The sequence below is a fragment of the Mesorhizobium sp. B2-7-1 genome (genome assembly GCF_006440735.1).
Taxonomy (GTDB): Bacteria; Pseudomonadota; Alphaproteobacteria; order Rhizobiales; family Rhizobiaceae; genus Mesorhizobium.
This window is the reverse complement of the sequence record NZ_VFUA01000006.1, coordinates 115,572-122,770: the sequence shown is the minus strand read 5'-3', so window position 1 is coordinate 122,770 and position 7,199 is coordinate 115,572. Positions and strand designations below refer to the sequence as shown.

Below are 7,199 nucleotides of genomic sequence, written 5' to 3'. Positions count from 1 at the left end.
CGGGGCGCACATGTTCGACGAAGCGGGGTTCGCCGGGAGGCGTGGACGGCTGGGGCTTCGGGTCCGGCGGCGTCGACCAGCCGGCGCGCGGCAGGCCGGAGCGTTCGCGTGCGCCGAACGACACCGGCGGCGGCAATGTCGGCTCGAGATCCTCGCCGCGCGTCGCCCGGGCGATCTCGGCCATGCTGGCCGGCCTGTCGCGCGGGTCCGGCTGCAGCATGGCCGAGATCAGTTCATGGAAGTCGGGATCGATATCCGACAGGTCCGGCACTGTCCGGCGTTTCTCGATGACCTCGTATTGCGAGCCGCTCATGTCGAGCGGCTTTCCGCGCAGCGCCGCGGCCAGCACCAGGCCGAGGCTGTAGATATCGGATTGCTCGCTGACCTCGCCGCCATAGAGGCCGAGTTGTTCCGGCGAGACGTAATTATATTTGCCGGCGAATTTTCCGCCGATCAGCGTTTCCCCGCCGACGGTGGCCGAACGGGCGATGCCGAAATCGATGATCTTGGCGCGCTCCACCCGACCGCCGGGCAGGATGATGTTGTCCGGCGAGAGGTCGCGGTGCACCGCGCCTGCCTGGTGCACCGCGGCGAGTCCCGATGCGAGCCGATGGCACAGCCGGCGCACATCGTCCCCCGGCATCGGCCCGCGCCGCATGACGTCGAACAGCGACTGGCCATCCACGAACTCCATTGCGAGATAGGGGCGGCCGATCCCCGTGTCGATGGTGAAGACGTGGTAGCGCACCACCGCGTCGTGCGAGAGATGGTTGAGGATCGACGCTTCCTTGCGGAACAGCGACAGGATCGTCTGGTCGCGGGCGAATTCGGGCAGCACGATCTTGATCGCCACATGGTCGCCGGTCTGGATGTTGTGGCCGCGATAGACTTCGCCCATGCCGCCGGAGGCGATCCTCTCGTCGAGTTCGTAGATGCCGCTGAGCTGCGTCCCGACGCCCGCATAGGCGATGTTCGTCGATATCCGCGTCTTGTCGTCGTCGCTCATCTGGCCAGGCCTTCCACTGCGGACCGATCCGAATGGAGCGCGCCGTCGCGCCCGCCGCCGATCTTCACGAGTACGATGGTCACATTGTCGGTGCCGCCGCGGGCCAGCACTGTATCCAGGAGGCTTTGGCATGCCGTCCGCGGCGTGGCGGATCTGACCGCGGCCTCGATCTCGGCGTCGCTGACATGCGCGGTCAGTCCGTCGGTGCCCAGAACGAAAACATCGCCCGCCATCAACTCGCCCTGCTGGAAATCGATCTCGAGCTCGTCGCTGACGCCGACAGCATGCGTGATCACGTTGCGGCGCGGCCAGGTGCGCGCTTCCTCAGTGCTGATCATGCCACGGTCGAGCAGTTCCTGCACCTCGGTGTGATCCTTCGAAACCTGGAAGATCGAGCCGCTGCGCACGAGGTAGATGCGGCTGTCGCCGGCCCACAGGCAGGCGAAGCGCCCATCCATGGCAAGCAGGGCCGCGAAAGTGGAGCCGATGGTGATGCCGCGCGAGCGCGATATGTCGCGGATCTCGGCATTGGCGCGGCTGAGCCGGTCCTCGAAGCGGGCGCGAAGGTCCGGCGCCGAACTCGCGATGCCGATCGTCGCCAGGTGATCGACGATGCTGGCCGAGGCGACTTCGCCGGCCTCGTGCCCGCCCATCCCGTCAGCCACCACCCAGAGCCCGGTCTGCGGTTCGATGAGGTAGTTGTCCTCGTTGTGGTCGCGCACGCAGCCCTGGTGGCTCACGCCGAAGCTTTCAATGGGGAGGGCGACAGTGCTCAATTTGCCACCAAGCGCTCAGCGAGCGTCCTCTGTGACCAGCCATGGGCCGCGTGCCCGGGCCACTTTGCCACAAGCGTGTACATTAGAGTACCGAAATGAAGGCTCGACCCAGCCATCTCAGAACGCCTTCGGACAGCTGAAGCCGGACAAGGCCGGCAACAGCAAGGGATTGGCGCCCGAGCCGGCTTGGATCGTGTAGGCAACATCGCGTCCGCCGATGACGAAACGGGCTTCGGTGCTGGCGCCGTCGCCAGTGATCGTCGCCTTGTCGAAAAGCCGCTTCAACGCCCACGGCCCTTCGAATTTCAGCGCGGAGTCGCGGCCGGGCATTTCCGGTACGAGGCTGAGGCTCGCCGATCCGGACGCCGCGCCGCTCGGCCATGTCACGATGCTCGGCGCGTTGCCGGCCTGCGCGCTCTGGACCGTCTGCCCGTCGACGTTGAGCACGGCGCTGTCGACCTCGCTGTTCACCGACGTGGGGGTGATGGTGATCGAGACCGAGGGCACCGAGCCGCCGGAAGGGAAAAAGGCGCTGCGGATTTCCGCCGCCGCCTGGAACGCCTTCAAGGTCGATTTTGCCAGGTCCTTGCTGGAACGGGCGTCCTGTTTCCAGGTCCATTCCTGGCCGGTCATGTCGATCAGCGGCGCAAGGTTCTGCGCGAAGAAACGGTCCATCAGGCCACCCGGCGCGAACAGCTTGGTGAAATCCGCCATCGAAATCTCGTCCGCGCTGTCGCGGGTGAAGGGATAGCGGCCGTTGACCGCCTCCTCGCAGGCGCGCGTCACGGTCTGATCGAGGGTCTGGTTGAGGTTGGCGACGGAGGCCTCGGCGACATTGCCTTCCAACTCGTCCGCCGCCGCGTTGACCATCCGCGCCAGCGGCTTGGGCAGGCGCGAGACATTGGCGCGCAATGTCGAGATCTGCAGCTGCAGGTTGGCGTTGACGCGTTCGGTCTGCGTGGGGACATCAGCCACGAGCTTCAGGCTCTGGAAGATGTCGTGGAAGTTCTGCGTCAGCGCATCGAGCGGCCGGCGGCCGGCGGTCCCGCCGACCAGCGCCTGGAACGAGCGGAACTGCGCCTCGACGCCCGCGCCGGCATTCGGCGCAACAGCCGAGCTTGCGCCGGCGCGGCTTTGCGACTTGCCGCCGGCGATCTGCAGGCCGATGCGGGCGAGGCCCTTTGCCATGCTGGCGGGGTCCTGCTGCGCCGTGCCGATGTCGCCCTCGGCGGCGCCGTCCCTCGTCAATGCGGTTTCATCGGCGATCGCCGTGAACAACTGGGCGAGAGGCGAGTCCGGCGAGGCGACGGCTGAAAGCGCCAGATATTGCGGCTTGTCCTTCAGCATCGCCTTGAGCTTCAACTGGTCGAGCACGCCGTTCCAGGCGGCGGCGAATTCCTTGCCGTAGCGGTCGATGAGCTCGGGACCGAGCTTGGGCAGGTCCTGGTCGATGCCGCCTTGCTCGCCGCCGCCACCGAGCACCCACTGGTCGTCGACGAGCATCTGCGCGATGCGCGACAGCTGCGGCAGGAAGAAGCGGTTGAACCCGGCGCGCGTGTAGAGGCCGGGGACCCGAAGGTCGGCGAGTTCGCTGCCGTCTGTGCGTTCGAACAGCAGCTGCGCTTCCGGACCGGCTTTCGCGGCGATGGAAAAGTCCTGCAGCCTTGCTGCGTAGACCGCCGACTTGATCTGCGCCGAGGCACGGTCGGCGAGGCTCATGCGTCCGAGCGAGCGCTGCGCGGCCTCGACCAACGGCTGGTTGAGCTCGAAGACTGGATCGTAGGCGTCGTCGAGCGAAAGCATGGCGCGCAGATGCTTTTCGAGCTGCGCGCGGCCCTCGCGGTTGTTCTCGCCAGGGTAGCGGTTCTGTTCCCAGTCCTGCTTCATCCACGAGACGATCAACTCGTCGTCGACCTTCGGCGCTTTGCCGCCCAGCATCAGGTAGATTTTGAGCGGTTCGTAGAGCGCGATCGGATCGGCCATCCTGGCCTGGATCGTCCGTTCGGCCTGCACCAGCAGCCGCGAGCGGAAGCTCCGTTCCAGCGCTTGCCGGTAGGCGGTCTTGGAGGCCGACAGCAGCCTTTCCCGCTGGCTGAGCCCGAAGGTCTCCTCGATCGGCTTGCCCTGGTCGCCGTTTTCGAAACCGGCCGGCAGGTTGCGCAACTGGTCGAGCGGACCGATGACGTTTTCGAGGTCGACGTCGGTCACCGTCGTGCTCTTCAGCAGGCCATCGGCGCTGTCGCGATAATGCGCCATGGCTTGCCTTGTGGAGGCGATCAGCTGCTTGTTGGCGAAGAAGCTGAGGCCCAGCACGCTGAGCGCCGCCAAGGCCGCCAGCGCGATCGCGGCCAGGCTACCGAACCTTGCGAACCGGGTGCGGCGTTCGGCAGCCCTGTCGAACGACACCCAGCCCGATTCCGGGAAGATCACATCGGTCAGCAGGTCGTGCAGGAAGAAGCTCTTGCCGGCGCCGGAAAGGTGCGCTTGCGAGGCACTGCCGAAACTGCGGCCGATCGCGCCCAGCACCTGATCGAAGGGCGTGCCTTCCTGGGTGCCCGACGAGAAATAGAGCCCGCGCAGGCTGACATTGACCTGACTGCGCGAAGTATCGAACAGGCTGCCGACAAACTGGCTTATCCGGTTCTTCAGCGCGCCGAACTGGGCGGGGAAGCCGAACAGCGCGATCCGCGCCACCGGGTCGGGCTCTTCCTGCAGGCGGTCGGCGACCTCTTCGGCGAGCCGCCTCGCCAGCCCGTCGAATTCAGCCGGCGCCTCGCCGGCCATGTTTTTGGTGCGGTCGGCGGTCTGGAACGTCGCGCCCCACACCTTGCGCCTGCGCACCTCGTCGAAATCGCCGAAATAATCCATGAAGCCGGCGACGAGATCGGCCTTGGTGAAAAGCAGATAGACCGGGAACTGGATCTTCAGCGTCTCGTGCAGCTCGCGCAGGCGGCTCCTGATCTCGGTGACATGCGCGTCGAGCTGCCGGTCGTCGAAGCCGATCAGGTCGGCAAGGCTGATGGCGAGGATGACGCCGTTGATCGGCTGCCGGGTGCGCTGTTTCTTGAGCAATCCCAGGAAGGCGAGCCAGCTCGCCTTGTCGCGCTCGCGATCCGACTCCTGCGTCGTATAGCGGCCGGCCGTGTCGATCAGCACCGCCTCGTCGGTGAACCACCAGTCGCAGGACCGCGTGCCGCCGACGCCGGCCACCGGCTGCGCGCTGCCGGAGCCGGCAAGCGGGAATTTCAGCCCGGAATTGACCAGGGCCGTCGTCTTGCCGGCGCCTGGCGGGCCGATGATGATGTACCAGGGGATGTCGTAGAGGAAATTGCGCTTGCCGCTCGTCCGCTTCAGCGTCGCGATGGCTTCGCTCATGCGCGCCTCGAGCACCTGTGAATCGTCGTTGCGCTCATCGCTGCGCACGATGGCCGTTTCCAGCGCCTTTTGCGCCCCGCGCCGCCGCCAGAAGCGGAGCCCGTAGAACAGGGCAAGCACCGCAACGCTGACGCCGATGATCGTGGCCCTGAGCCACACGGGCCCAAGCGGGTGCGTATCGGCAAAGCGGATCAGCGGCCCGGCATACCAGACCGTCGCCGAGAAACCGGCGAGCGCAGCCAAGCTGAAGATCCGCAGCAGCCAGCGCATCAGTCGCCGCTCTCCGCCGCGCTGGTCTGCAAGGTCTCCTGTTTCGGGATCATCACATCGACGCGACGATTCTTGGCCCGGCCATCCGCCGTGCCATTGTCGGCGATCGGTTCGTCCTCGCCCTTGCCGTCGGCACTCAGCCGCGAAGGATCCTTCAATTGCTTGGCCACCAATGCCTGGACGGCCTTGGCGCGCGCGACGGAAAGATCGAAATTCGATTTGAACGTGCTCGACTTCTTCGGTTTCACATTGTCGGTGTGGCCGACGATATTGATCGGCCCGGTTTCGGCGTCGAGCGCCGTGGCGATTTCGGCGGCGACAGGCTTGAACTGCGCCTTCAGCTCCGCCTGGCCGGACGCGAACAGAAGCTGGTTGTTGATCTCGACGACGATGAACTCGCCCTTCTCGCCGACGCTCAGTCCGCCGCCGGCGATCTCCTTGGCAAGCGCGGCGCGGATGCGGTCGATCTGGGTGGTATCCGGGGGCGCGGCCGGCAGCGGGCTGGCTTGCGCCGGCTCAGTGGGCGCCGCCACGCTGGCGCGCTCGATGGTGACGGGCGTCGACGGATTGAGCGCCAGCAATTCGCCGGCGGTCGCGTCGCCCTCGTCGGTGATCAGCACCCGCAGTCCGAAGAAGGCGGCCGTCACCAGCGTCGCCGCGGCGGCCGCGACCGCCCAGAGCGGCAGCCGCGCCCTTGGCTTCGGCAACGCTGCCGCCATGCCTTGCCAGCGCGGCGAGATGTCCTCGGCGGCGCGCGGCTTGAAGTAGCGCAGCGTGTCGTAGACGTCGCGGCGGATGCGTTCGAGCGTATTTCGCTCGCCCGCAAGCCCCCGATACTGGCCCTCGAAACCCAGCGACAGGCAGGCATGCATCAGCTCGAGCAGGTCGTAATGCGCTTCCGGCCTGGCGAGGACGTTGTTCAGCGCTTCGTAGAAGCCGGCGCCCGTCGGTTGGGTGTGGAAGAACTGGGTCACCAGGCTGTGCTGAGGCCAGCTGTCCTTGCCCGACCAGGGCAGGTTGCCGACGAGGTCGTCGGCGGTTTCGCAAAGCGCGAACTTGGCGATCCTCGCGTCTTCCTCACCAATGCCGGCTTTCGCGATCGCGCGGTCGAAGGTCTCGATCGCTTCGGCGATATGCTCCGCCAAGGGTGCGGCTTGCCGTTCGACCGGCATCAGCCGCAATTGGCCGAAGAGCATCAACAGTGGCGCCGCGGCGGCAAGGATCGGATTTGCCGCGGCGTATTGCACACCCTCGGCGGCGTCGAGCAGCGCATCCTGCCGCAACCCCGGCGCCGCATTGGCCTCTGCCCCCGGGGTCGGCCCTTGGAAAAGCACGGTTCCGGAGGACCAGCCGGTGGGCATCTGCCGGCCGCCGCCGGGGTCGAACACCGTCGATTCCCTGGCGGACGATGGAGCAGGCCGCGCGCCTTCCGACCTCTCGGGAGCGGCAAGCGGCTTCTGCTTCGGCCGGGGCGCGCGGATGACGGTCTTGTCCGTCCGTCCCGTGGGATCGTCTTTCGAGCTCATCGGCGACGACCCGCTGTCGCGGCGCGACGACCATGCCTTCGCCCGGAGAAACGCGATTCAGGTTGAGCCTTGGCGGCGGGCCGCATGGAAAGGCTCATCTCGCCGAAACATGACATTGCTGCACACGCCCCAAGCCCCGCCGCCTTGCCCGCCGGGCAAGCGTCCCTGTGCATTCTAGTCGCCCGGATACCCAATTGAAACGGGGCCGCCGATTGAAATCGGGAGCCAAGATGCGCGAAGAGGCGG

Annotated in this window: 4 protein-coding genes; all 4 read right to left on the bottom strand. The window is 66.6% G+C overall.

All coding sequences use genetic code 11. From position 1 onward, the window contains the following. Positions 1 to 1,006: serine/threonine-protein kinase (locus tag FJ471_RS04565; protein ID WP_140801967.1), on the bottom strand; the 1,006-nt coding region annotated here is incomplete at its 3' end. After that, positions 1,003 to 1,782, bottom strand: a complete 780-nt coding sequence (locus tag FJ471_RS04560) for a protein phosphatase 2C domain-containing protein (protein WP_140801966.1) — start codon at positions 1,780 to 1,782, stop codon at positions 1,003 to 1,005. The genes FJ471_RS04560 and FJ471_RS04565, both read right to left, overlap by 4 nt. A gap of 117 nt (positions 1,783 to 1,899) precedes the next feature. Further along, positions 1,900 to 5,427: a type VI secretion system membrane subunit TssM gene (tssM, locus tag FJ471_RS04555; RefSeq protein ID WP_181179160.1), complete on the bottom strand. Its 3,528-nt coding sequence runs from the start codon at positions 5,425 to 5,427 to the stop codon at positions 1,900 to 1,902. Beyond that, the gene (gene tssL / locus FJ471_RS04550) at positions 5,427 to 6,953 is read right to left on the bottom strand and encodes a type VI secretion system protein TssL, long form (protein WP_140801964.1); all 1,527 of its coding nucleotides are present in this window, start codon (positions 6,951 to 6,953) and stop codon (positions 5,427 to 5,429) included. The genes tssM and tssL overlap by 1 nt, the downstream gene beginning before the upstream one ends. Between the last annotated feature and the right edge of the window lie 246 nt (positions 6,954 to 7,199).